Source organism: Pseudomonas sp. SIMBA_068, assembly GCF_046534705.1.
In the GTDB taxonomy this organism is placed as follows: Bacteria; Pseudomonadota; Gammaproteobacteria; order Pseudomonadales; family Pseudomonadaceae; genus Aquipseudomonas; species Aquipseudomonas putida.
In genome coordinates this window covers 1-229 of sequence record NZ_JAWRYI010001858.1, presented here as the reverse complement: position 1 = coordinate 229, position 229 = coordinate 1, and the positions used below count along the sequence as shown (strand labels likewise).

Here is a 229-nt window from a genome sequence, read left to right as displayed (position 1 = left end):
AAATACGGGCGGTTATCTTTCGGAACTGGTGAGTAAAACGTTCAACCTTTACGCGTATGAGCCCAAGTCGAGCAACTGGCTGGGGGGCTGGACATTACTGTACTGGGGATGGTGGCTTTCATGGTCGCCGTTTGTGGGGATGTTCATCGCACGGGTCTCCCGCGGGCGAACCATTCGCGAGTTTGTCACCGGCGTGCTGTTTGTTCCCGCGGGTTTTACGCTAATGTGG

Annotated in this window: 1 protein-coding gene; it reads left to right on the top strand. The window is 55.5% G+C overall.

The genetic code is table 11. From position 1 onward, the window contains the following. The coding region (locus SB756_RS36210; protein WP_410914078.1) for a BCCT family transporter at positions 1-229 on the top strand (229 nt) is incomplete at both ends.